The organism is Cytophagaceae bacterium (assembly GCA_016722655.1).
In the GTDB taxonomy this organism is placed as follows: domain Bacteria; phylum Bacteroidota; class Bacteroidia; order Cytophagales; family Spirosomataceae; genus Leadbetterella.
Genome location: JADKIR010000004.1, coordinates 2871482 through 2896614, shown reverse-complemented (window position 1 = coordinate 2896614; position 25133 = coordinate 2871482). Strand labels below are relative to the sequence as shown.

Genomic DNA, 25133 nt, shown 5'->3' with positions numbered 1-25133 from the left:
GTGGAATTGCTTTGTGCAATCTTAATCATTAATGTTTATTCATTAGTATTTGCCTTATAGCAAACTACTATCATTCATTAATAATTAATCATAAAATATAGTGTTAGATAAAATCATAAAATTCAGTATAAAAAACAAGATAGTCATAGGCATTATGACCTTGCTACTCATTATATGGGGAGTTTGGAGTGCTACCAAACTATCAGTAGATGCCGTACCCGATATTACCAATAATCAGGTGCAAATATTTACAAGTTGTCCTACTTTGGCAGGGCAAGAAGTAGAGCAGTTAGTTACATTCCCAATAGAACAAAGCCTTGCTAATATTCCACATATAGAAGAAGTAAGAAGTATTTCAAGGTTCGGATTATCGGTAATTACCGTTGTTTTTAAAGACGAAGTAGATATATATTTTGCTCGTCAGTTAATAAACGAAAAACTAAAAGAAGCCCAAGAAAAAATACCAAATGGCATAGGCACACCCGAATTAGCACCAGTTAGTACAGGACTAGGCGAAGTCTATCAGTATATCATTCACCCTACAAAAGGTAATGAAAGCAAGTACAATGCTAAGGACTTACGCACTATGCAAGATTGGATAGTAGCAAGACAACTCAATGGCACACCCGGCATTGCAGAAGTAAATAGCTTTGGTGGAGAATTGAAACAATACGAAGTATCAATAAATCCCAATCGTTTAAAAGCAATGGGTGTTAGCATTCCAGAAATTTTTACAGCGTTGGAAAAAAATAATCAAAACACAGGCGGTGCCTACATTGATAAGAAACCCAATGCCTACTTTATTCGTGGCGTGGGCTTAGTTACTTCAATAGAAGATGTGAAAAATATTGCTGTAAAAAGCACAGGTGGAATTCCTATTTTTATAAAAGATGTAGCCGAAGTAAAGTTTGGATTTGCCACTCGTTATGGTGCTATGACTTTTAATGGTGAAGTAGATGCAGTAGGCGGTATAGTAATGATGCTCAAAGGCGAAAATAGTAGCAATGTCGTAAATAGAATAAAAGAAAAACTGCCAACCATTCAAAAATCTTTACCGAGTGATATTGTTATAGAGCCTTATTTAGATAGAACAGACTTAGTAAAAAGGGCAATGAGTACGGTAGAAAAAAACTTAATAGAAGGTGCTCTAATTGTAATCTTTGTATTGGTATTGTTCTTAGGAAACTTTAGAGCAGGTCTTATTGTAGCTTCAGCTATTCCACTATCAATGCTTTTTGCATTGGGCTTAATGAATGTGTTTGGAGTAAGTGCCAATTTAATGAGTTTAGGTGCAATAGATTTTGGATTGATTGTAGACGGTGCAGTAATTATTGTGGAAGCCACCTTACACCATTTAGGATTACGCAAAACAATAGGCAAATTATCTCAAACCGAAATGGATGATGAAGTGTTTCAATCTGCCTCTAAAATTAGGAGTAGTGCCACTTTTGGTGAAATAATAATCTTAATAGTCTATATACCTATTTTAACCTTAATTGGCATAGAAGGCAAAATGTTTAGCCCTATGGCAATGACAGTTGGCTTTGCCATATTCGGAGCTTTAATTTTATCGCTTACCTATATTCCGATGATGTGTGCTTTGTTTTTACCAAAAACAATCAATCACAAAAAAACATTTAGCGATAAAATGATGGATTATTTACAAAGAATATACCAACCATTGTTACAAAGTGCTATTCAACTAAAATATTGGCTTGTAGGCATTACAGTTGCACTTTTTGTAATTGCATTGTTTGTTTTTAGTCGTATGGGTGGCGAATTTATACCTACACTTGCCGAAGGAGATTTTGCATTTCATTGCATACTTCCACAAGGCAGTTCCTTAAACCAAAGTATCGAAACTTCTATGCAAGCCAGTAGAATTATTAAAAAATTTGATGAAGTAAAAATGGTAGTTGGCAAAACAGGTAGTGCCGAAGTACCAACAGACCCAATGCCACCCGAAGCTACAGATATGATGATTATTCTAAAGCCACAAAATGAATGGAAATCGAATAAAACATACGATGAATTAGCCGATGAAATTTACGAAAAATTAGAAGCCATACCAGGTATATTTTTTGAAAAAAACCAACCCATACAAATGCGTTTTAATGAATTGATGACAGGTATTAGGCAAGATGTAGCGGTAAAAATATTTGGCGAAAATATGGACACCCTATCAACTTATGCAACTAAAGTAAGTCAAGTTATACAATCTGTACAAGGTGCTTCAGCCCCACAAATAGAAAGAGTTAATGGATTACCACAAATAAATATTGAATACGATAGATTACGCATTGCCAATTATGGACTAACTATTCAAGATGTAAACGATATAGTAAGCACAGCCTTTGCAGGCAAAAGTACAGGTGTTGTTTTTGAAAACGAAAGAAAGTTTGACTTAGTTGTTCGATTAGATAGCACCTACCGAAGAAGTATTGAAGATGTAAATAATTTGATGATACCAACCAGTTCAGGCTCTCAAATTCCACTTTCACAAGTAGCTAATATTGCTTACAAATTAGGTCCTGCACAAATAAGCAGAGAGGCGGGTAAACGAAGAATTGTAGTAGGGTTTAATGTAAAAGACAGAGATGTACAAAGTGTAGTGGAGGAAATACAACAAAAACTGAATACACAAATTACTTTGCCTTCGGGATATTATTTTACCTATGGTGGTACATTTGAAAATTTACAAAAAGCAAGTAAGCGTTTATTGATAGCAGTGCCAGTATCACTACTATTAATTTTTATGTTGCTTTATTTTACATTCCGTTCTTTCAAACAAGCAAGTTTAATATTTACAGCCATACCTATGAGTGCCATAGGTGGTATTTTTGCTTTATTGCTTCGTGGTATGCCATTTAGTATAAGTGCAGGTATTGGTTTTATTGCCTTATTTGGTGTAGCAGTATTAAATGGTATCGTATTAATTGGTACTTTCAATCAATTAGAAAAAGAAGGTTGGACAGACATAATTAAAAGAGTAATTGAAGGCACAAAAATAAGATTAAGACCAGTATTAATGACAGCCACAGTTGCCAGCTTAGGTTTTTTACCAATGGCATTAAGCAGAAGTGCAGGGGCAGAAGTGCAAAAACCATTAGCCACAGTTGTAATTGGAGGTTTACTTACAGCCACTTTCCTTACACTATTTGTACTGCCACTACTATACATAATATTTAATTCAAAAATTAATTTAAAAAGAAAACCAAAAGTGAAACCAGTTGTAACAGCCACTATTTTATTGTTCTTATGTTCAACAATAAATGTAAATGCTCAAACGGTAAATATTAGTTCAATAGACCAAGCAATAAATATTGCAATTCAAAACAATCAATCTATTAAGGCTAATGATTTGGAAATAAAAGCAACAGAAAGTCTGAAAAAAACTGCCAATGAATTACCTAAAATGGATTTCAATATGCAACTTGGTCAGTACAATAGTATCAAGTTTGACAATGCTTTTCAACTTTCTCAAACAATACCGTTTCCTACATTATTTGGTGCAAAGAAAGAATTGATTAATGCAGAAGTTAAAGCAAAACAACTACAACAGCAATTGAGTATTTATGAAATCAAAAATCAAGTTCGCAGTTTATATTACCAAATAGAATACTTGCAATTCAACAAACAAAAACTACAAAGTTTGGATAGTTTGTATATCGAGTTCTTACGAGTAGCCAATTTGCGATATAAAACAGGCGATACCAAAAAAATTGAAATTAATACAGCCCTAACAAAACAAGGCGAAATCAATTTATTGACACAACAAAACCAAGTATATCTAATAAATGCCTACCAAAGTTTAAAAGCATTATTAAATACAAATGATAGTATTGTACTTATTACAAATGCAAACTATGTACCCTTAACTGTTAATAATTTAATTGATACCAATGCAATAGCCAATCACCCAATGTTGCAATCGCTATATCAAAATATGCAAATAGCCGAACAAACAAAAAAAGTAGAAAAGGCACAAGGCTTACCCGATTTTAAAATTGGCTATTCCAATCAATCCTTAATTGGTTTTCAAACTATCAATGGTGCAGATAAATATTTTGGTGCAGGTAATAGATTTAATGTTGTGAATATTGGTATTGCTATTCCTTTAACTTATGGTGCAACAAAAGCAAAAATTAAGAGCTTAGAATATCAAAAGCAAAGTTTAGAGCAACGAGCAGAATATGAAAAAAAACAACTACAATCACAACTGCAAAATGCGATGACACAATATGAGCAAGATGTAACGCAATACAATTATTATAAATCAAATGCTTTACCCAATGCAGAAGAAATTGTAAAATCAGCACAATTGGGCTATAAAACAGGAGATGTAAGTTATGTAGAATATTTATATGCTTTACAAACAGCTACTGATATTCAACTAAAATACTTGCAATCAATACAGCAAATAAATCAAACAGTAATCAATATAAATTCAATAATCAATAAATAATATTTCAGATGATATTTCAAATAAATAAAATAATTTCTGTAACAATAATTCTTACTTTATTGTTATCTGCCTGTAGCAATCATAAGGAAGGAGATGGGCATAATCACGGAACGGCTGAAACAAAAACAGAAGCCAAAAAAGAAGAACACCACGAAGAAGCCCCAGCCACAATTGCTTCACTTACTGCTGAACAAATTAAAACAGTAGGTATTACCTTTGGCAATATTGAAAACAAAGAACTAACGGCAACCATAAAAGCAAATGGCAATCTAAAAGTTCCAAACAACAACAAGGCAAATGCTACTTCTTTATATGGTGGTGTAATTAAAACTTTGAATGTTCAAATAGGTTCTTATGTAAAAAAAGGACAAATCATTGCAACTATTGCCAATCCTCAATTTATTCAGCTCCAAGAAGAATATTTAAGTACAGGCAGTAGAATAACCTTTGCAGAACAAGAAGTTGCAAGGCAAAAAGAATTAAACGAAGGAAATGCAGGAGCAAAGAAAAACTTACAAAGTGCCACAGCCGATTTAAATAGTTTGCGAACTCGTAGAGCTTCATTACAGCAACAAATTCAACTAATGGGCATTAACCCTAATAATGTAAGCAACGGAAATTTACAATCTATGTTGGTGGTTTCAAGTCCTATAAGTGGTACTGTGAGTAATGTATTTGCTAAAATCGGCTCGTATGTAGATGTATCTTCGCCTGTAGCCGAAATTGTAGATAACGGTAGTTTACATTTAGATCTCAATGTATTTGAAAAAGACCTACCAATGCTAAAAGTTGGACAAACTATTCATTTTACCTTAACTAACAATCCAACTACAGAATACGATGCAGTAGTTTATAGCATTGGTTCGGCTTTTGAAAGTGAAAGCAAAACCATACCAGTACATTGCAATGTAAAAGGCAATAAAACAGGATTAATTGATGGGATGAATATTACAGCCATAGTTAGTCTAAACAATGTTACTTCACCAGCCGTACCTACCGAAGCTATTGTAGAAGCTGATGGTAAGTATTACATTTTTATAAAAACAAACAAAGAACCTGAAGAACACCACGAAGATGGCGAAGAAGTACACGACCATAAGGAAGCAGAAAAAGGCAAGGAAGCAGAGCCAAAAAACACCACCAATTTTGAAAAAATAGAAATTGTAAAAGGTGTTTCTAATATGGGTTATACAGCAATCACATTTGTAAATGACATACCCAAAGATGCAGTAATTGTTACTAAAGGTGCATTTTTTATCAATGCTAAATTATCAAATACAGGCGGTCACGAACATTAAAAATAAAACTTATGGATATACTTAAAATATATTTACCGATATACTTATTAGTTTACATATTAATAGCATTTGTAGTGCCTACATATCGAACTTTCAAAAAAACAGGAATAAATCCTATAACATTTGGAAAGACTGATAATGCCCACGATTATATTGGATTTGTAATGAAACTACTTATTGCATTTCTATTTGTAGCAGTTTTATGTTTTTCATTTTCTAATACACTTTATTACTACACCATTCCTATTTCTTATCTGTGTTTTAGTGCTTTCAAAATAATTGGTTTAGTTTTAATTCATATTTCTTTAATATGGATAGGTATTGCACAATATCAAATGAGTAAAAGTTGGCGTATTGGCATAGATGAAAAAAATAAAACTGAATTAATAATTAAAGGTGTTTTTTCAATAAGCCGAAATCCTATTTTTTTAGGAATGATAATAAGTATTTTGGGTCTATTTATGATAGTACCTACAGCATTATCCTTTTGCTTATTGATTACCACTTATTTTATAATTCAAATACAAATTCGCTTAGAAGAAGATTTCTTAGAAAAACAACACAGACAAGAATATATCAATTATAAACTTAAAACAAGAAGACTAATTTAACTATGGAACATAAACATACCTACGATGCAAAAGGCAAGCAACTTTGTTGCTCACAGCAAGAAAAAATATATACAAATGCAGGGGCAAATTCTTTGTTAGAAGATGGACATAGTAAAAAAGATGGGCACAATCATAGTGAACATTCAGACGAAGATGGACACGACCATTCAAAAGGCAATGATAGTGTTATAAAAATGTTTTTACCAGCAATGATTTCACTATGTTTATTACTTATTGCTATTGCATTTGATAATTATTTTCCACAATCGTGGTTTACAAGTTGGGTAAGAATTATTTGGTATGTAGTTGCTTACATTCCAGTTGGCTTTCCAGTAGTCAAAGAAGCATTTACAAGCATTGGAAAAGGAGAAATATTCTCTGAATTTTTGCTAATGAGTATTGCAACTATCGGAGCATTTGCAATAGGCGAATATCCCGAAGGCGTAGCAGTAATGTTATTTTATGCAGTTGGCGAAGTGTTTCAAACTTTAGCAGTAAAAAGAGCCAAAGCAAACATAAAAACATTACTCGACCAACGTCCTGATGAAGTTACTATCATTCAAAACAATCAATCCAAAATTACAAAAGCAGAACAGGTAAATATTGGCGATATTATACAACTTAGACCAGGTGAAAAATTGGGTTTAGATGGAGAATTAATATCAGATAATGCTTCATTCAACACAGCAACACTTACAGGCGAAAGCAAACCAGATACAAAATCGAAAGGTGATGTGGTTTTAGCAGGAATGATAAATTTAAACACCGTAGCACAAGTCAAAGTAACAACAGCCTATACTGATAGTAAGTTGAGTAAAATTTTAGAATTGGTACAAAATGCTACTGCACAAAAAGCACCAACAGAATTATTTATCAGAAAATTTGCAAAAATTTACACCCCAATAGTAGTTGCTTTAGCTATTCTTATAACAGCACTTCCTTACTTTTTTGTAGATAATTATGTTTTTAGTCAATGGTTATACAGAGCTTTGGTTTTCTTGGTTATTTCTTGTCCTTGTGCATTAGTAATTAGTATTCCATTAGGTTATTTTGGCGGTATCGGTTCTGCAAGCAGAAATGGTATTTTATTTAAGGGTAGTAATTTTTTAGATATAATAGCCAATATTCAGAATGTAGTAATGGATAAAACAGGCACTATGACAGAAGGCGTTTTCAAAGTTCAAGAAGTAATATTAAAACCCGAATTTAATAAAGACGAAATACTGCAAATAGTAAATGCTTTAGAAAGTCAAAGTACACACCCAGTTGCTACAGCTATTCATAATTATGTTGGTCAGGTAGATAGTAATATCAGCTTAGTAAGTGTAGAGGAAATATCAGGGCACGGATTAAAAGCAATTGTAAACGGAAAGGAATTATTAGTGGGGAATTTTAAATTAATGGACAAATTTAATATTGCTTATGATATTGACCCAAGTACTATTGTTTACACATTAATAGCTATTGCATACGATAAAATATTTATTGGTTATTTAACCATTGCCGATAGCATTAAAGAAGATGCACAAATTACCATTGACAAATTAAAAGCATTAGGAGTAAAAACTACAATGTTAAGTGGAGATAAAAGCACAGTGGTAAAATTTGTAGCCGAAAAATTAGGCATTGCAAACGCCTATGGCGATTTATTACCCGAAGACAAAGTAAATAAAGTAAAAGAACTCATTGCTAAAAATGAAACCGTTTGTTTTGTAGGAGATGGCGTAAACGATGCACCCGTAGTAGCATTGAGCAATGTAGGTATAGCAATGGGTGGTTTAGGCAGTGATGCTACCATAGAAACAGCAGATGTAGTTATACAAGACGATATGCCAAGTAAAATCCCAATGGCTATAAACATAGGGAAACAAACCAAAAAAATTGTTTGGCAAAATATTATACTTGCATTTGTTGTTAAAGCCATTGTTCTAATATTAGGTGCAGGTGGATTAGCTACAATGTGGGAAGCAGTATTTGCTGATGTAGGAGTAGCATTATTAGCAATTCTAAATGCAGTACGAATACAAAGAATGAAGTTTTGATGACAATAACACCAACGCTTTTGGTAGCACATTTGCATTTTTTGCCAATACTCAAACCAACGCTAAAAAATGCAAAAGAGCTACCAAGCCAACACACAACGACACGACAACAAAAGCCAAAATAAACAGACGAAAAAGGCACTAGGGCATAACAGGGGTTTGAACGCAATGGGGGCAGAAGTGGTAAATTCAACATTTGTACTTCTATTGAACTTTTGTAGTAAATTGAACATTTGTGCTTCTAATCCCCCACTGCGTCAAGCCCCAAACCGTTGGCTTTCATTAAAATAGGCACTATTATGAAGGAAATAAAAATAAAAAATGCCTAGAAAGAAAACACAACATGAAGCAATATTAGATTTTCGTAATCAACACGGTGATAAATACGATTATTCTCTAGTAGAATATGTTAATTCTACAACTAAAATAACTGTGATTTGCTCAAAGCATGGAAACTTTCAAATTACGCCTGGTCATCACAAAAATGGCGTAGGCTGTAGAAAATGTTATGATGATTCTCAGAAAACAAGTAAAGACGAATTTATAAGGCGTTCACAAGAACATTGGGGTGATTTATATGATTATTCTTTTTTTGATGAATTGCCATCTGCAGGTAAGATGGTTAAGATAAAATGTACTCTACACAATATTTTATTTAAACAAAAACCTAGTAATCATATTAAAGGTCATACTGGTTGTGTACAATGCAAGGTTCTTAAACTTTCTGGAAACAAAAATAATTTAGGGCGAATTAAAACTCAAGCTGAATTAAATGAGGAGTTTATTGATAGGGCTAAGAAAATTCATGGTGATTCTTATGATTACAGTGAATTTATGTACAAGAATTCTGCTAAAAGCGGTAAAATAATATGTTCAAAGCATGGAGATTTTTTTCAATCTCCAAGTAATCATCTCAGAGGAACAAAATGTCCTCATTGTGTAATTGAGAGTTTTACCGTAGGCACATTTAAAGAAAAATGTATTGAAAAGGGGATTGATTATCATAGAGCATTAAAAAGGCGACAAGCTGGATTAAATGAAGAGAAAATATTTTCACCTGATTATATTAGACATGAGCGAGAGATTAACAAGGTTACTGTATTTGGAGAAGAATATCCTAATATTGAGGAAGCAACACGAGTATTAAGACCTCCCGCAAGTTCTACAACAATCAATAGATGGATCAAAGAAGGTATGAAGCTGGAGGAAGCTTTTGAGAGAATCCCAAACCCTGGATACGCGGATGGAATCATATATTTAATAACGAATAACTTGAATGAGAAGCAATATATCGGTTTGACTGTTCAAACTTTGGAAAGAAGGTGGAGATATCATCAAGAACAAGCAAATACAAACCATATAAAAAGTAAAGAATCTTTACATGCAGCAATTAGAGAATTTGGTGCGGACAATTTCTCAATTAAGGCGATAGATTCTGGAACAACGAAAAAGGGATTAGAACGAAAAGAAAGAGAATGGATAAAGAAATTAAACACATTGATTCCTAATGGCTATAACATTTCAACAGGTGGAATTAGTGGCGGTTCCAACAGTAAACCAACAACTATAGATGGGAAAAGATTTAAAAGTGTAAAAGAAGCTGCAAAATATGTTTCTGAAACAAGAAAAATATTATATGAAGCTGCAAAAGGTAGAATTAGGTCTGGACGAATTGATGTAAAAACACCTTCTAAGCCTGGAGAAAGCTATGTTAAATCAAAAGTTTATAAAACATGGAGTAGCATAAAACATGGAAGTATCAACCCAAATTCAAGAGATTATATTCCCAACATTGAATTTCATAATAGATGGAACGACTTCTTATTATTCAGGGAAGATGTTGGAGAACCTACTTATATGGATATGGTTTTCAAGCGGATTGATCAGGATAAAGGTTTTTTTCCTAGTAATTGTAAATGGATGACAAAGAGCGAAGCTTGTAAGATTAATGCACAACATATGAAAACGAAAGGGACTCTGAAAGGAAGAAAGTCAAAAAAAAAATAGTTTTACACCAGTACGGCTATTGCCCGTACCGATTGTAAAGCTCAACCGTTATGCCATAACTAATCGATTCCCAAATTATCTTTAAACCATAGTTAAACCTCAAAAAGGAATATCCACCTATAAGCCTTCATCCATTCACTTTGATATAGCCTCTTTTTTTCTCGTTCCCTCATTTTTCTATTAACGGTCATCGTTTTCAATTGCTTCAATACTTACTTTCCTGGCCGGGTTGAGTAGTTGCCGAGACCCGGCGGGTAGCTCGCAGCCTCCTCCACTGAGATCAAAATTGGTAAAAATGAAGTCGTAGCACCCTCCATCGAAGTCAAATTCGTCGAATTCGAAGTCAAATTCCTGAAAAATGAAGTTAAATTCGTCGAATTCGATATCAAATTCGTGAAATTCAATGTTAAATTCGTGAAATTCAATGTTAAATTCGTCGATTTCGATGTTAAATTCGTCGATTTCGACATCAAATTCGTGGAATTCGATGTTAAATTCGTCGAATTCGATGTTAATTTAGCACTTTTACCCCTCCACTAATGGTAATTTAGCACAAGTTTTCAACTATTTATGTGGTAATTTGGCAATACTTCCTATTATTTCTATCTAATAATCAATAGTTTATACATTCTTGGATTACTCTATCGGTACCGCCGATTTAAAATACCTTAGAAAAGCATCACCTTTGGTTAATTGATATGGCAGGGCAAACCGGAAATATTTCTCCTTTAGTTTTTATTTTGGCTAATTGGCCCATGAAAATACCATTAGACTTCTGATAAAAGAGCTAGCCTTTGGATAACATTTGGTAAGTAGCCATCAGACAGAAATTCCCGGCTATACTTTAATGATTTGTAATAAAACTTTTACACTTTTTCCTGAAGCTTTTACATCTGGGCAAGTTAAATATAAAAATCTCCCTGCGAGGCTGTGGCAAATGTTTTGGAAATGCAAAGAGGCTACAGAAGGAAATATTGATTTTGAAAATCCACAGTAATCTATATTCCGAAAAAGAAAAATCACTAATTTTGAATACCATATTATCAAAACACCGGATCAATGAGATATATATTTACGCAATTAACCTTTCACAGTTTAAATACTCATTGCCAGTCGATTATATCAATTTGTAGATTTAGTACAAATGGGATATTTACGCAATTCAAAAATTGTATTGCCTAAATTTATTTGTTGGTGGCAAGCATAACATACAATTCCGTGAAAAGAAACTTTAAGAAAATATTAGTTGGAATAATCCTAATTTCATTGGCAAGTTGTGAGACAAAAACACAAAATGCTAAAAAGAATTCTAATAAAATTATTTCTAACAAAACAAGAATAATAAAAGATAGTTCTAAAATTGCTGATAGCAAGAACCAAATTTACAATCCTCATGATGAGTATTTGACAAAAAAACTGAAACCTATAAGAGAAAATTTCAAAAGACTAAATTCAATTGATTATGGAAATTGGAGCAATATTGAAACAAAATATTTGGAAGGAAGTAATGAAGGTGGAGAAGTAACATTTTACAATTGGAATGATAAATTAGACAAAATAATTACACAAGAATTTGGGGAAACATATCAAGTACTGACAGAATACTATTTACTAGACAATAAACTTTCTTTTGTTTTTCAAAAAGGATTAAAATACAATAGGTCAATTTGGAAGAAAATACCAGAAAGTAGTGATAAAGAAGTTTTCGATATTGAGAAATCTAAAATTGTTGAAAAAAGAAGTTATTTTGAAAACGGAAAATTAATTCTCCAATTAAATAGTGAAGACAATATTTCACCAATGTCTGACAAATCATTAAACGAAGAACAAGCTGAAATAGAAAGAAATTTCAAAAGGATTTTAAAAGTTAAAAACAAAGAATAAAAAGCCAGCCACCAATTGGGGTTTTGCAAAAGTGGGGCATTAATGCTAGATTTGAACATTGGGGGCTCAATTAAACTTTGATATTGAACTGAACATTTGTGCTTCTGTTTTATCAGCTTTGCAAAGCTCCAAAACCGTTTTGCATCATTGTACTTAAAGTAATTGCATAACTCAATAGTGTAAAAAAAAACCAAAAGAACAGACAAATAATAATGAAATGAACAAAAGAAATATAATAATTAACTCAACTGCACTATTTGTAATCGCAACAATTTTACAAATGACACTTCACGAAGTAGGGCATTTTGCAGCAGCAATTGTTTTACGTTCGACCTACATAGTGCTTTTTCACAATTATGTTCTCGAAAATTCATTGTCTTTAAGAAGTGGCATACTCGTGGCTGCTGCAGGCCCGATATTTAGTTTGTTGATAGGAATAACATTTAATTTTATTTGTTCAAAATATAAAAAACGCAATACATTTTTTTTGTTTTTACTTTACATGAGCGTATTTGGATACATCAATTTCATGGGTTACCTGATGATTGCTCCTTTTTTCATACAAGGTGATACGGGTTATATTTTTAACGCGTTGAAATTCCCGATATTGATATCTATTATTATTGCTGTTTTAGGGGCTGTATCACTATTTTTTATCCTAAAAAAGTTAAGCGAGTATTTTATTGAAATGGGCACGGTCGAGATTATTGAAAACCAATCTTTAAGGAAAGAATTTACAAATTCATTGGTAATATTTCCACTTTTTATCGGTATTGTCATTACATCACTGCTGAATCTGCCTGTGCCGGTATTTTTAAGTTTAATTTATCCTCTTTGCAGTCCGCTTGCATTAATGTGGAGTTACGGTTTTTTGTTGAAGGCAAATTATTCAAAAGAAAACACGAACAAAAATTTCGACTTATTAAACAAATTGCAACCCCAATTATTAATTATATTGATACTTATCATTATTATGAACCGACTGTTGGTATCAGGTATTCACTATAATTAAATTCCGTTCTACGATGGTTGGACCATCTTTGGGGCGTTAATCATATTTTACTTGCAATTCCTCAATTATCAATATCTTTAGTCCATTCATTTTTTATTGAATCCTTGTAGGATAGGGTAAATAAAACCGCGAAAAGTCCTTTTGTTTTTTTTGAGATCTTTGATATATTTGATAAATAAATAGGTAGCAGACAAATAAACGTAACTCATACAATAACGATATATGCGCAACTGGATTTGGGAATTGTATCTATACTAATTTTACGTGGTAGCAAAAATAAATTACTCATAAATGAAATTGGACTATACTGATAGAATGAAGAAACGTTCTGATGAAGAACTAATTGAAATTGTAACCATAAATAAATCTCAATATACAACAGAGGCACTTGAGGCGGCTTTAAAAGAAATTTATTTCCGTGAAATTAAAATTGATTATATCGAAAAATTAAAAGAAAGTCCGCCTGAACCGCTAATTATATTTCAAGGAACAAAAGCCAATTACCTCCAAAGAATTATTAATTTTTTGATTGACTTTGTTGCTGTCATTACAATAGCTTATGTTATCATGACTATACTTGACATTTTAAATTTTATTGATAAAAGAAATTCTGGTTTAATAATTCTATTCCTGGTAGCTTTCTGTTATTTCTTTTCGGAATTATATACTATTTGACATATAAACCTATTTGCCGTAAATTTGGGTATAATTAAAACCTCTTTTATGGAATATATAATAGCTTTCTTAACAACTGAGCATTTAAAACGATTTAAGTTACTTATTGAAATATTTAGATTTTATTTTTCAATTATTTCAACAAATAAGATTATGAATAATTTAGAATATGAATTTGTTGTACCAGAATCATTTAATTTAGCTATTGCTTTTGATGCTATTTTAAAGGAGTCATTTTTAATAAGTTTTGTGATTTTTTTGGGTATCGCATTTGTGTATTTCTTCTTGATAGAAATTATTTTTCATTTTATACTGTCATTGCCATTAGAAAAAAATGCAATCTATGACAAGGATAAAACTGTTAAATTTCTTATGAAATATCTGAGATTTAATGAGGATAATAAAAAATACTATTTTAGAAATAAATTTTCTGAAGATACTGTTAGTAACTACCATAAATTTTCTGATATGTCTCCAAAAATTGTAAAAATATTAAGTAAAGTGCTTGGGCTAATTGTTTCAATTATTATTACAAATCATATTCTTGAATATCCTTTAAATCATATAATGCCATTTATTAATTTCTTACTATACTCTATTCTAATTCTTGGCTTTGTTGTTTCAAGAATTTTTATTATTGAAATTAGCAAAGCTCAACATGTGGTCAAGTTCATAAACGAAAATATTGATACAAAAAACAATTCAGAGCAATGAACATCGTCCAAATATCCAACAACTTGCCAACCGAAAAAGAGGTTACAGACTATTTTGAGTTTGTCAGGTGGGGCACAAAGAAAAACTGCTGTCATTGTGGCGGTGAACACATCACAAAACGTTACGAAGATTACAGATACCATTGTTATGAGTGCGGTCGCAAATTTTCGGTTACAACCAACACCCAACTACATTCTACCAACCTTTCTCTCAAAACCTGGCTTTTCTCTTTTGCTTTGATAAGTGATGCCAAAAAAGGATTGTCAGCTTTACAGCTTCAGCGAAATCTCGGCATAAGCTATGTGACGGCATTCAGGATGTATCATAAAATCAGGCAAATCATGTCAGATGGCAATGAACATCTCGAAGGTATTTTAGAAATGGATGAAACCTACATAGGAGGAAAACCACGTAAATATCAGAGTGCTAAATTTGGTAAAAAATATCGAAATGCAGAGCTTGACGATAGAATTGAAGAACTTGAAAGCAGGTTTGTTTTTGAGAATGAAGCATACAAGAAAAATGCAAATAGTGAAAACGCAAAACGTGGCAGGGGTACATTAAAAACACCTGTGGCTGGTATCGTTCAGCGAAACGGCAATGTGGTAGCAGAGGTTATGAATTTGACCGATTCAGCGAGTTTGAAACGACTTGTAAGAAAGTATGTAAGTTTGCCCGATAGCGTCCTTTTGACCGATGAATACAAATCTTACAGCCGATTCAATGCCGTAATTGAGCATATCAAGATTGACCATCAGAAAATGTATAGTTATCGGGGATTAAACACCAATACCATAGAAGGCTTTTGGGCAATAGTAAAAAGGGGTATTATAGGGCAGTATCATAATGTAAGTGACGAATATTTACAGAACTACATTGATGAATTTTGCTTTAAATACAACAATCGGAAGTATGACGATATGTTTGAAACTCTCGTATTTAATGCCATGCTACCCCCAGAAACAGACTTCAAAGACCTTAACCCCCAATTCGTAAAATCTAATCAAGGCAAGCGTAGAGCCAAGTTGGCCGAAAAATACGCTATGTCAAATAGTATATAATTCCGTTTCTTTTTATTGGAATTATATTTTCAGAAAACCTTAGGCAAGTTTATAACCAAAACTATTGTTTTGAAAGAAAATGGCGAAAAACCCACTTTATCAGATTTGTTAATTAGGTCTTTATGCCGATTTATTCCTTTCGACCCGCTGTCTTTTTTATATGCCCAATATACACCTAAAGGGTTTCATGATACACTTTCAAAAACAATAGTAGTTGTTGAGAAATCCTAAATCATAAAAGATTTGTTTCCTGAAAAAGAAACTATTAACTTTGAAATAAAATAGTAAATGAATCCAAAATTCAAAGTTGTTTTTACTGAGGAAGCAGCAGAATTTCTTGACTCTTTATCTGATAAAGCAAAAAATAAAGTTTACTTCAACATCGACAAGGCAACTTTTGTAAACGACCCAGAAATATTCAAAAAACTGGAAGACGATATTTGGGAGTTCAGAACGTTATTTCAACAGCATGCTATTCGACTTTTTGCTTTTTGGGACAAAGAGGATAAATCAGAGACCTTAGTTATCTCCACCCACGGACTGATTAAGAAAACTCAAAAGACACCTAAAAAAGAAATCGAGAAAGCAAAGCAGATTAGAATGGATTATTTCAAACATAAACAGTCAAAAAAATGAAAACTTACAGTTTTGAAGAAATGAAAGATAAGCACATAGGTAAACAAGGAACACCTAATAGAGATGCTTATGAAAACGAACTAAGGCTTGAAATACTTGGGCAAACTATCAAAGAAATAAGACAAGAAAGAAACTTAACTCAAGAGCAGCTTGGGGTACTTGTTGGAGTGAAAAAAGCTCAAATTTCTAAAATTGAAAACAGTTTTACAGACGCCAGATTTGATACAATTTTAAAGGTTTTTAAGGCTTTGAATGCCAAACTTAATTTTAACGTAGAGCTTTTAAATCAAAAAATGGCGATCGATTGAAATATTGGGCGAAAAGATGAAAACCATCACTTAACACAAATATTTACGAGAGCTTTTGCAACCTCTCAAAGGCCAACGCACAGAAAAGCCCTCGAAAATATAAACCGTTTTTGGTGAGTTTTTAAAAATCATGATAAATGAAAACCTTCATACAGAAATAAAAATCCGAAAAGGTGATTTCTTTGTCAGACATGGACAGCAGAATTACAGAATAGGGAAAATACTTAAGGGAATCCTAAAAGGGTATAGCATAGACAATGATGGAATTGAAATTATTACGCATTTTTTTATGGAAGATGACCTTGTGTCTGGAAATTATATCCCCAACATCCCGGCAACCTTTAATATCCAGGCCCTGGAAGATTGTATTATCTCAGTAGCTGATTACCAAAAGGTTTTTTCTTATCTAAATTCAAACACAGAAATAACAAACATTATTCTTTCAAATTTCCAGAAACTTAACCAACAGAATCATTCCAGAATTGAAGTATTGATCACTGGAGATGCTTTAAATAAATACAAGTGGTTTTTAGAAGAATACCCCAATCTTTTAAACAGGGTGCCTCATTATAATATCGCAAACTTTCTTGGCATGACACCAACACAACTAAGCAGGATACGCAGAACATTTTCTCAACAAATGTAAATGGCGGGTTAAAAACTGCATCATAATTTTGCATGGATTTTAATTAATGTAAATAAGAGCAAAGTTATGAGAAACATGAGTATCCTATTGATACTGTCAATGCTAATGGTCTCATGTAAAAACCCGCAAAGCATGGATAATCAAAATTTTAAAGCTGAAAAAATTTCAAAGACAGAAACTATCCTATTGATGGGAAGTATTCAAAATGTGTTCCCTTTATTTGGAGCATTTGAAGAGAGAAAATGGGCAGAAGGATGGAATCCTACTTTAATTTACCCAACAACCGAAATATTGGAAGAAGGTACAACATTTAAAACAAAAGCACACAGACATGATGAAACCGAGTTTCTGTGGAGAATAACAAAGTATCAACCCGAAACCCATTTGATTCAATATCTTGTTTCGACACCCAACCGTTATTGGACTATTACGGTAATATGCAAACCATTAACCGCCGATAAAACAACTGCTCAGATAACTTATACATTTATTGGTCTGAATGATACAGGCAACACAATTAATAAACAGGCACTTGAAAAAATGTATGAACAAAATTTGAAAGATTGGGAAGAGTCCATAAACTTTTATCTTCACCACGGAGAAATGAAAACCCATTAAAAAATTATCAAATGACAATCATAAACAATTTTAAAAAGTAAAAATCTAATCTGACAATTTTATAGAAGCTCATAAACAACGAAGAAACAACAAATGCTTCCCAGCATTACGGGGCAAGTTGTTCGATATACAATAATGGAAAAACGTAGCATTTATAATGAAAACCACCGGGCAGAGTTTGGTTTATCTTCAACTTTTGTTTTGAGGTTGAAAATAAAACGATATCAATAAAATATTAATTTAAACAATTGATTTTACCTAATCCCACCTTTTCCCCGGCAAGGATAATACCAGAAGATAATTTGATTTGGAAAATCCACAGAAATCTATAGACCGAAAAAGAAAAATCATTAATTTTGAATACAATAAAATCAAAAAATGGGATCAATAAGATTGATATTAATGCGATTGCCTTTTTTCAGTTTAAGTATTCATAGCCAATAGATTATTAATTTCATAGATTAGGTACAAATGAAATATTTAAGCAAATCTAAAAATGGATTGGGTAGATATTTTTATTAGCCAAATTAAAAAACCGACATTATGGTAAAAATTAGTGATAAGATGATTTTAAATACAAAGAACTTCATTTTAGTTCTTCTGACAATTCAAATCACATCGTGTACGAGGCTAGTGAAAGAAAAATCTGTTGCTAATTTAAAAGAAAATGAAGTAAACACTCTACCACTCATTTTGACTCAAAACACGACATTTCCTCAAATTCACACCAACTTAAATGGAATGGTAAGAGAGTTTGTAAGGACAATGCATCAGGACAATAAAGGGATTTATTGGTTTGGTACAAATGGCGACGGGATTATCCGTTATGATGGACAAACACTTGAAAAAATCACGATTGCGGGAATCAACCCTAATTTTAGGGTTTTAGAGATTGTAGAAGAAAAAGCAGGTAATTTATGGTTTGGAACATCCAAAGGACTCATAAAATATGACGGTAAAGAGTTTACAACATTTTCAAAAAAAGAAGGATTGCCCGGCGATGATGAGGAAATTTGGGGATTAATCGTTGACAAAAGCGGATTAGTTTGGGTTGGTGGGTATGAAGGAGTTTCACATTTTGATGGAGAGAAGTTTATACCTTTTTCATTGCCAGATTCAGTGGTCGAAAATCCGCAGCACATGCTATCTGATAAATTGGTTTTTAAAATTATAGAAGGAAAAAGTGGAACCATTTGGCTTGCTACTGATGGAAATGGAGTTTTTAAATACAATAAAGGGGAATTTACTCATTTAACCAACCAAAATGGACTGACTAGCAATAATGCTACGGATATCCTGGAAGACAAGCAAGGGAATATTTGGATCGGAACTTTTTATGGTGGTATGAGCAAGTTTGATGGTAAAACGTACACGAACTTCACTAAGGAAGGAATTATTGCAGGTGTAGAAACCGGTGGGCTTTATGAAGATAGTAAAGGGAACATTTGGTTTACAGCGGAAAATGTTGGAGTATATAAATATGATGGGACAAATTTCACATTATATACTACTGAAAACGGATTAACTTCAAATCTGGTACTTAGTATCTTTGAAGATAAAAAAGGACAACTTTGGTTTGGCACCTGGCAAGGATTATGCATTTTTGACGGTGAAAAATTTATGGACGCTAAACACAAAGAACCCTGGACAAACTAAAAATAGCTATTGCTAAAAGTAGTTGGGCAAAAAGGCGGCTCAGGTGTTTCTATCAAACATTTGTATAAGATTAGACAGCAATAATTCTATTGAATTTTTGTGCTATAAGTCTGCTAAATCGCCAAACCGGGAAACCATTACCATCCCACCCATAAAATACAAAAACATAACAGAAATGATGAAATTAGAAGATCTTGGATACAATGACAAACTCCGGAAGTTAAGCGTTGAGCATAAGCTTTCAGACTTTGAGATTGGCAGAGTCATTGCCGAGCATAAGGAAAGATATATTGTAAAAACCGAAAACGGTGAATATGAAGCCGAAATAACCGGAAATCTACGATTTTCAGCAAAAAGCCGGGTAGATTTCCCTGCGGTTGGCGATTGGGTTGCATTGACAACATACGATGCTGAATTTTCGGTAATCCATAAAATACTGCCAAGACTATCAATGATTACAAGACAAGCCGTCGGTCAATTTGGAGAGATACAAATAATAGCTACAAATATTGATTATGCATTTCTGATTCAGGCCGTCGACAGAGACTTTAATATCAACAGACTTGAAAGATATCTGACCATATGTTATTCGTCAAAAGTTAAACCCATAATTGTATTGACGAAAACTGATTTAATTAGTGAGCAAAAGCTAACTGAAATTACTGACAGTATTAAACAGCGAATAAAAGACATTGCCGTTTTTGCGATTAGTAACGAAACTCAGGATGGATACGAAGCCCTGAAAATGACCATTGAAAAAGGCAAAACCTATTGTATGCTTGGTTCATCAGGAGTGGGAAAGTCAACATTATTGAACAATCTCTCAGGGAAAGCCTTAATGAGAACAGATTCAATAAGCCATAGCACAAATAAAGGAAGACACATAACAAGTCACAGAGAATTAATTGTCCTTGAAAATGGTGGAATCCTTGTTGACAATCCAGGAATGAGAGAAGTAGGAATTGCGGACACATCAAGTGGACTAGAGACCACTTTTGACAGAATTGTCCAGCTTTCTCTTGATTGCAGATTTAAAGATTGTACGCATACAAGTGAAATCGGTTGTTCGGTATTAGAAGCAGTTGAAAACGGAGAAATCGACAAAAAATCTTATGAAAACTATCTAAAAATGGAGCGGGAAAAAGCACATTTTGAATCCAGCGTTGAAGAGAGACGAAAAAAAGATAAAGAGTTTGGAAAAGTGCTTAAAAACTATAAAAAAGATATGAAGAGAAATATTTTCTAAACTCTAAATAAGAGATATGAATATATCGGAACAAATAGATTTGACAACAGAGTACATAAATTAAACTGAATCAGTATCATTTAAACGATTGATTTAATTTAAACCTAACCTTCCCCAGAAGCCATGGTTCCATAATAAAAATTGATTTTGATAATCAACAGATAACCATTGGCAAAAAAAAGAAAATCACTAATTTTGAATACTTTAAAATCAAAACATCAGATCAATGAGATTGATATTAAAGTGATTGCCTATTTGCAGTTTAAGTATTCATAAAGAGATAATTTTAAAAAAAAATTAATTCAAAAAGAAGTTTATGAAACAGTTAAAATAAGTTTCATATTCATGCTAGCTAGCGGTCATTTTAATACCATCAAAACAGACAGACATTTAATAATTTTAAAAAATATGAGTTCAAATTCTGACAATGAAATTTACAGTTCGAGAGAAGTGAATGCTCCTTTAGATATGTTATATCAGGCGTTTGCCAATCCACTTCATTTAAAAAAATGGTGGGGACCTGAGGGATTTACTAACACTATTCATGAATTTGATTTACAACCTGAAGGAAAATGGATTTTAACCATGCATGGGCCGGAAAAGGGTAACTATGAAAACTCATCTGTGTTTAAAATTGTTGAGCCCAAAAAATTAATCCGTTGGACCAGGACTTCCCAGCCGCTTTTTGACATGGAAGTAGGGTTTGAAGGTATAAACGATTCAAAATCTAAAATTTCCTTCCGCATGATTTTTAATACGGTCGAAGAATGCGATAAAATCAAAGGTTTTGCCGGACCAAAAAACGAGGAGAACTTTGACAGGTTAGAAAGAGAGCTTATTAACATAGCAAGAAGTGCAACTCCATTTGCTCAAATTTATTTTCACGGGACAAAGGCTGACCTCAAACCTGGCGACTTTATTGAAGTCGGTAACAACTCCAACTATAGACAAAGGAAAAATGCAAAATACATTTTTCTTTCCGCAACGCTAGATGCTGCAATTTGGGGTGCTGAACTTGGATTGGGCGAAAATCGGGAAAGAATTTATTTGGTTGAACCAACAGGGCCAATTGAAGACGACCCTGACCTGACAGACAAAAAGTTTCCGGGTAACCCGACAAAATCTTATCGTTCAACCAGCCCATTTAAGATAGTTGGTGAAGTCACCCATTGGCAGGGACACTCACCAGACCAGGTTAAAGCAATGAAAGATGGATTGGCAAAACTTAATGAACAAGTTTAATATGTTATCCTGGACTTATTGTAAAAGTAGGGACTGAATTAAATAGATTCTGCAGAAAAACATGCAATTGTTTAATTTAAAAATAATAAGAAAGTGTTTTTAAGATTCCCATGAAAGTTTTTTTAACTATTATTTCAAAAACCCTTGCACAAAATATACTCCAAAGAGCCTTAGTCAGAACCAGCTCATCTACTTCTGACTTTTTCTGCAGGCCATAAACATTACTAAAAAAAATACTTGTCAATTTTTCGGTTGTAGCCTTGTCTATGATATAGTCTTTTTGCATTAAAAAAGACAATGACAAACAAAAAGACAATCCTGGTTCTATTTATTTTATTTTCAGTTTTGGAAGGCTACAGTCAAAAGATCCAAACCAACTATTTTATTAGAATGGCTAATGTGGCAAACTTCAATTTAAGTAAAAGGTCAAATTATTATACCCCTGCCCTGGCGACCGGTTTTGGATTAGGCTACAAATCAAAATTTATTGAATTTGCCGGTTTTGAAAACAAAGAAGACAATTGGGGGCTATTCACATTTTTTGGTAGTAATATCCACACTAAAAATCTTGATGAAGACTGGAAATTACATACCAACTGGTTTGGTGAATTAACGTATTTCCCGCCACAAAAAAATAACCAGAACGTATGGGTAAATACAGGTGGAGTATGTTTTTTTCTAAACCGAGCTTATAATTGGGGATCTATCGGAATTCCACTTTGTGTGGGCGGAGCTTACAGCCAAAAATCTATAAGCTTAAATACAAGAGCCATTTTAAATCTTTCCTTTAATCTTAACAAATAAAATACTTGTCAATATTTCGGTTGTAGTAATTTTAAATGATATACTACTTTTACTGAATCTAAAATGTCAAAATATGATGACTCATTCTCAAATTCAGGCGGAGCTGACCGACGATATCATGTATCAGGCATCCTTAAATAAGGACACCAACTTTGAGGGGATTTTTTTTACAGCAGTAAAAACCACAGGCATATTTTGCCGGCCATCGTGTACGGCCCGAAAACCCAAAAGAGAAAATGTCGAATTTTTTAAAACTTCAAAAGAATGTATTTTAAGAGGATATCGACCCTGTAAAGTATGTAAACCCATTGAAAAATTAAATGAAACTCCTGACTCGATTAAAAAATTAATTGATGAATTAATCTCAAATCCAGGCAATAAATTGAAGGATTATGATCTCGTTAAAAGAGGTTTAGAGCCCAATCAGGTACGACGTTGGTTTCTAAAAAATCACGGAATTACATTTCAGGCTTACCAGAGAATATTCAGAATAAATTCAGCTTTTAAAAAAATACAAAATGGTGATTCGGTTACTGAAACCGCATTTGACTCAGGATTTGAGTCTCTAAGTGGTTTTTCCGAATCCTTTAAATCTATATTTGGGATTTCTCCAAAAAATAGTAAAAAAGAAAAAATAATTGACCTTAAACGTATTGAAACGCCATTAGGAACTATGATAGCTTGTGCTGTGGAGGAAGGCATCTGTTTATTGGAATTCACAGACCGCAAAATGCTTGAAACAGAATTAAAATCGTTGGCAAAATTATTCAACGCAACAATCGTTCAAGGCAACAATCAGCATTTTGAAAGATTAGAGCAAGAACTCAATGAGTATTTTGAAGGTAAGAGAAAGATCTTTACTGTGCCACTCTCCACACCGGGTACTGCATTTCAAAATCAGGTTTGGAATGAATTACGAAATATCCCATTCGGTACCACAAAAACATACAAAGAGCAAGCAGATTCAATAAATATTCCGGGTGCTGCTAGAGCAGTTGCCAATGCAAATGGCTTGAACCGGGTGTCTATAATTGTACCTTGTCATAGGGTGATTGGCACTGATGGAAAACTGACCGGTTATGGTGGTGGACTTTGGCGAAAACAATACCTCCTCGACTTAGAACAGAAATGGAAATAAAAACAGGATAAAATATCTTATGATTTGCTTGACATTCTGCCCTACAAAATCTTAGCATTCATATTGAGGAAAATATACAACGAACGATTTAACTTTCAACCTTCCAAACCTCATAAAGGTCTTTTAACCGTGGCTATTTCCTGCCAAAATCTTTTTTGAATGTAACAATCAGAGTTGATGTTCAGGTTAAAAATGATTTTGATATTTATATAAATTAAATTGTTGAAAAAGGATATTTCACTAATTTTGAATACAATAAAATCAAAACTCCGAATCAATGAGACAAATATTTACGTAATTTTATTTTTAAATAAAAGCATTAATTACAAGTCAGTTATATCAAAAATAGTTAAAATTTAATATGATGATTGAGAAATGCATTTCTGTAATATTTCCAATTTTGCCATCCTAAGGAACTGGCTTTAATCTTCTTAAATTATGATTAACGAAGCTCTCAAAAATTACATTCTTGCTATTTCATCACTATCAATTGAAAGCAAAGATGCATTTTTTAAGGCATTCAAAACCTGGGACATTCAGAAAGAACATTTTTTAGTAAGAGAACAACAAGTTTGTAACTACATTTATTTTGTTGCGAAAGGATCTGTACGAATTTTCTATTATAAAAATGAAAAAGAAATAACAGAGTGGATTGCTCTTGATGAAGAATTTTTGCTTTCAATAAAGAGTTTTTTTCAGCGTTCCCCAAGCCACCTTATTATTCAAACTTTAGAGAATTGTGAAGTTTGGGGAATCCATTATGATGATTTAATAAGACTTTCAACAACTTACCATGATATTGAAACCTGGTTTCGTAAATTGCTTTCTGCAGCCCTTATTCTTTCTCAAAACCGAATGGATTCAATTCACTTCGAAACTGCACATCAACGTTATGAAAATTTATTAAAACAGCATCCAAATATCATCAGGAGAGTACCACTTACCTATATAGCATCCTTCCTTGGTATAACTCTTGAAACTTTAAGCCGGATGCGAGCTAAAAAATAGCATTATTTGATATTTGTCAAATTGACTTTCATCTGAATTACAGAAATTTGATTTTAAAATAA

Annotated in this window: 22 protein-coding genes; 21 read left to right on the top strand and 1 reads right to left on the bottom strand. The window is 32.8% G+C overall.

Going from position 1 to position 25133, the window contains the following annotated elements; all coding sequences use genetic code 11:
• Positions 1–100 precede the first annotated feature (100 nt).
• The 18 genes from IPP61_13095 (at position 101) to arr (ending at position 22121) form a co-directional block, all read left to right on the top strand.
• Positions 101–4465, top strand: coding sequence for a CusA/CzcA family heavy metal efflux RND transporter (locus IPP61_13095; GenBank protein ID MBL0326095.1), 4365 nt, complete (start codon positions 101–103; stop codon positions 4463–4465).
• An 8-nt stretch (positions 4466–4473) separates the two neighbouring features.
• Positions 4474–5763, top strand: a complete 1290-nt coding sequence (locus IPP61_13090; GenBank protein MBL0326094.1) for an efflux RND transporter periplasmic adaptor subunit — start codon at positions 4474–4476, stop codon at positions 5761–5763.
• An 11-nt stretch (positions 5764–5774) separates the two neighbouring features.
• On the top strand, positions 5775–6374 hold the full coding sequence (locus IPP61_13085; GenBank protein MBL0326093.1) for an isoprenylcysteine carboxylmethyltransferase family protein: 600 nt from the start codon (positions 5775–5777) through the stop codon (positions 6372–6374).
• 2 nt (positions 6375–6376) lie between these two features.
• Positions 6377–8416, top strand: coding sequence for a cadmium-translocating P-type ATPase (gene cadA, locus IPP61_13080; protein MBL0326092.1), 2040 nt, complete (start codon positions 6377–6379; stop codon positions 8414–8416).
• A 321-nt stretch (positions 8417–8737) separates the two neighbouring features.
• A complete protein-coding gene (locus tag IPP61_13075) occupies positions 8738–10423 on the top strand; it encodes a GIY-YIG nuclease family protein (protein ID MBL0326091.1) in 1686 nt (561 codons plus the stop codon).
• A gap of 1194 nt (positions 10424–11617) precedes the next feature.
• Positions 11618–12307 (top strand): hypothetical protein, encoded by a 690-nt coding sequence (locus tag IPP61_13070; protein ID MBL0326090.1) that lies wholly within the window; start codon positions 11618–11620, stop codon positions 12305–12307.
• A gap of 217 nt (positions 12308–12524) precedes the next feature.
• The gene (locus IPP61_13065) at positions 12525–13319 is read left to right on the top strand and encodes a hypothetical protein (protein ID MBL0326089.1); all 795 of its coding nucleotides are present in this window, start codon (positions 12525–12527) and stop codon (positions 13317–13319) included.
• A gap of 291 nt (positions 13320–13610) precedes the next feature.
• Positions 13611–13994 carry a hypothetical protein gene (locus IPP61_13060; protein MBL0326088.1) on the top strand — a complete coding sequence of 128 codons (384 nt, stop codon included), beginning with the start codon at positions 13611–13613 and terminating at the stop codon, positions 13992–13994.
• Between the two features lie 48 nt (positions 13995–14042).
• Entirely contained in the window at positions 14043–14708 is a 666-nt protein-coding gene (locus tag IPP61_13055; protein ID MBL0326087.1) for a hypothetical protein, read from the top strand.
• Positions 14705–15769 carry an IS1595 family transposase gene (locus IPP61_13050; protein MBL0326086.1) on the top strand — a complete coding sequence of 355 codons (1065 nt, stop codon included), beginning with the start codon at positions 14705–14707 and terminating at the stop codon, positions 15767–15769. Before IPP61_13055 ends, IPP61_13050 begins: the two co-directional genes overlap by 4 nt.
• 15 nt (positions 15770–15784) lie before the next feature.
• Positions 15785–16000: an RDD family protein gene (locus tag IPP61_13045; GenBank protein ID MBL0326085.1), complete on the top strand. Its 216-nt coding sequence runs from the start codon at positions 15785–15787 to the stop codon at positions 15998–16000.
• A 57-nt stretch (positions 16001–16057) separates the two neighbouring features.
• Positions 16058–16405, top strand: coding sequence for a type II toxin-antitoxin system RelE/ParE family toxin (locus tag IPP61_13040; GenBank protein ID MBL0326084.1), 348 nt, complete (start codon positions 16058–16060; stop codon positions 16403–16405).
• On the top strand, positions 16402–16713 hold the full coding sequence (locus IPP61_13035) for a helix-turn-helix transcriptional regulator (protein MBL0326083.1): 312 nt from the start codon (positions 16402–16404) through the stop codon (positions 16711–16713). Before IPP61_13040 ends, IPP61_13035 begins: the two co-directional genes overlap by 4 nt.
• 130 nt (positions 16714–16843) lie before the next feature.
• The gene (locus tag IPP61_13030) at positions 16844–17359 is read left to right on the top strand and encodes a Crp/Fnr family transcriptional regulator (GenBank protein ID MBL0326082.1); all 516 of its coding nucleotides are present in this window, start codon (positions 16844–16846) and stop codon (positions 17357–17359) included.
• Between the two features lie 132 nt (positions 17360–17491).
• Positions 17492–17977, top strand: a complete 486-nt coding sequence (locus IPP61_13025) for a hypothetical protein (protein MBL0326081.1) — start codon at positions 17492–17494, stop codon at positions 17975–17977.
• Positions 17978–18520: 543 nt separating this feature from the next.
• The gene (locus tag IPP61_13020) at positions 18521–19633 is read left to right on the top strand and encodes a hypothetical protein (protein ID MBL0326080.1); all 1113 of its coding nucleotides are present in this window, start codon (positions 18521–18523) and stop codon (positions 19631–19633) included.
• 178 nt (positions 19634–19811) lie between these two features.
• A complete protein-coding gene (rsgA, locus tag IPP61_13015) occupies positions 19812–20879 on the top strand; it encodes a ribosome small subunit-dependent GTPase A (GenBank protein MBL0326079.1) in 1068 nt (355 codons plus the stop codon).
• 744 nt (positions 20880–21623) lie between these two features.
• Positions 21624–22121, top strand: coding sequence for an NAD(+)--rifampin ADP-ribosyltransferase (arr, locus tag IPP61_13010; protein MBL0326078.1), 498 nt, complete (start codon positions 21624–21626; stop codon positions 22119–22121).
• A 76-nt stretch (positions 22122–22197) separates the two neighbouring features.
• Here arr and IPP61_13005 read toward each other — a convergent pair whose 3' ends face one another.
• Positions 22198–22407 carry a hypothetical protein gene (locus IPP61_13005; protein ID MBL0326077.1) on the bottom strand — a complete coding sequence of 70 codons (210 nt, stop codon included), beginning with the start codon at positions 22405–22407 and terminating at the stop codon, positions 22198–22200.
• A gap of 11 nt (positions 22408–22418) precedes the next feature.
• Between IPP61_13005 and IPP61_13000 the strand changes: the two genes are divergently transcribed.
• The 3 genes from IPP61_13000 to IPP61_12990 all read left to right on the top strand — a co-directional run bounded on the left by IPP61_13000 (position 22419) and on the right by IPP61_12990 (position 25071).
• Positions 22419–22925: a hypothetical protein gene (locus tag IPP61_13000; protein ID MBL0326076.1), complete on the top strand. Its 507-nt coding sequence runs from the start codon at positions 22419–22421 to the stop codon at positions 22923–22925.
• Positions 22926–23001: 76 nt separating this feature from the next.
• Positions 23002–24063, top strand: coding sequence for a methylated-DNA--[protein]-cysteine S-methyltransferase (locus IPP61_12995; GenBank protein MBL0326075.1), 1062 nt, complete (start codon positions 23002–23004; stop codon positions 24061–24063).
• Between the two features lie 438 nt (positions 24064–24501).
• A complete protein-coding gene (locus tag IPP61_12990; protein MBL0326074.1) occupies positions 24502–25071 on the top strand; it encodes a Crp/Fnr family transcriptional regulator in 570 nt (189 codons plus the stop codon).
• Positions 25072–25133: the final 62 nt, after the last annotated feature.

Excerpts from the sequence above, each read along its gene's own strand:
- IPP61_13085 (MBL0326093.1), top strand. The coding sequence starts at position 5,775 with ATGGATATACTTAAAATATATTTACCGATATACTTATTAGTTTACATA.
- IPP61_13025 (MBL0326081.1), top strand. The coding sequence starts at position 17,492 with ATGGATAATCAAAATTTTAAAGCTGAAAAAATTTCAAAGACAGAAACT.
- IPP61_13005 (MBL0326077.1), bottom strand. The coding sequence starts at position 22,407 with ATGCAAAAAGACTATATCATAGACAAGGCTACAACCGAAAAATTGACA.
- IPP61_13040 (MBL0326084.1), top strand. The coding sequence starts at position 16,058 with ATGAATCCAAAATTCAAAGTTGTTTTTACTGAGGAAGCAGCAGAATTT.
- IPP61_13030 (MBL0326082.1), top strand. The coding sequence starts at position 16,844 with ATGATAAATGAAAACCTTCATACAGAAATAAAAATCCGAAAAGGTGAT.
- arr (MBL0326078.1), top strand. The coding sequence starts at position 21,624 with ATGATTTTTAATACGGTCGAAGAATGCGATAAAATCAAAGGTTTTGCC.
- IPP61_13055 (MBL0326087.1), top strand. The coding sequence starts at position 14,043 with ATGGAATATATAATAGCTTTCTTAACAACTGAGCATTTAAAACGATTT.
- IPP61_13035 (MBL0326083.1), top strand. The coding sequence starts at position 16,402 with ATGAAAACTTACAGTTTTGAAGAAATGAAAGATAAGCACATAGGTAAA.
- cadA (MBL0326092.1), top strand. The coding sequence starts at position 6,377 with ATGGAACATAAACATACCTACGATGCAAAAGGCAAGCAACTTTGTTGC.
- IPP61_13000 (MBL0326076.1), top strand. The coding sequence starts at position 22,419 with ATGACAAACAAAAAGACAATCCTGGTTCTATTTATTTTATTTTCAGTT.
- IPP61_13060 (MBL0326088.1), top strand. The coding sequence starts at position 13,611 with ATGAAATTGGACTATACTGATAGAATGAAGAAACGTTCTGATGAAGAA.
- IPP61_13065 (MBL0326089.1), top strand. The coding sequence starts at position 12,525 with ATGAACAAAAGAAATATAATAATTAACTCAACTGCACTATTTGTAATC.
- IPP61_13090 (MBL0326094.1), top strand. The coding sequence starts at position 4,474 with ATGATATTTCAAATAAATAAAATAATTTCTGTAACAATAATTCTTACT.
- IPP61_12995 (MBL0326075.1), top strand. The coding sequence starts at position 23,002 with ATGACTCATTCTCAAATTCAGGCGGAGCTGACCGACGATATCATGTAT.
- rsgA (MBL0326079.1), top strand. The coding sequence starts at position 19,812 with ATGAAATTAGAAGATCTTGGATACAATGACAAACTCCGGAAGTTAAGC.
- IPP61_13075 (MBL0326091.1), top strand. The coding sequence starts at position 8,738 with ATGCCTAGAAAGAAAACACAACATGAAGCAATATTAGATTTTCGTAAT.
- IPP61_12990 (MBL0326074.1), top strand. The coding sequence starts at position 24,502 with ATGATTAACGAAGCTCTCAAAAATTACATTCTTGCTATTTCATCACTA.
- IPP61_13020 (MBL0326080.1), top strand. The coding sequence starts at position 18,521 with ATGGTAAAAATTAGTGATAAGATGATTTTAAATACAAAGAACTTCATT.
- IPP61_13050 (MBL0326086.1), top strand. The coding sequence starts at position 14,705 with ATGAACATCGTCCAAATATCCAACAACTTGCCAACCGAAAAAGAGGTT.